Annotated in this window: 1 protein-coding gene; it reads left to right on the forward strand. The window is 42.3% G+C overall.

Annotation, left to right across the window (positions count from 1 at the left end; genetic code table 11):
- The coding region (locus HMPREF2603_RS13445) for an Ig-like domain-containing protein (RefSeq protein ID WP_186821791.1) at positions 1-286 on the forward strand (286 nt) is incomplete at both ends.

Below are 286 nucleotides of genomic sequence, written 5' to 3' on the forward strand. Positions count from 1 at the left end.
AAAGATACAGTAGTTCCAGAAGCACCAGTAATCAACACAATCGAAGCAGGAACTAAAGTAGTGGATGGAACAAGCGAGCCATTGAGTACGGTGACTTTAACGTTGCCAGATGGCACTACTAAAGATGTTAAAGTAGATGACAAAGGTGTTTGGACAACTACATTAGAAACACCACTAGCACATGACGCAGTAATCAAAGCAGAAGCTTCAGACGTGGCAGGTAATAAATCACCAGAAGCGGCACAAACTGTGAAAGATACAGTAGTTCCAGAAGCACCAGTAATCA

It is taken from the genome of Staphylococcus sp. HMSC055C03 (genome assembly GCF_001809385.1).
In the GTDB taxonomy this organism is placed as follows: domain Bacteria; phylum Bacillota; class Bacilli; order Staphylococcales; family Staphylococcaceae; genus Staphylococcus; species Staphylococcus simulans.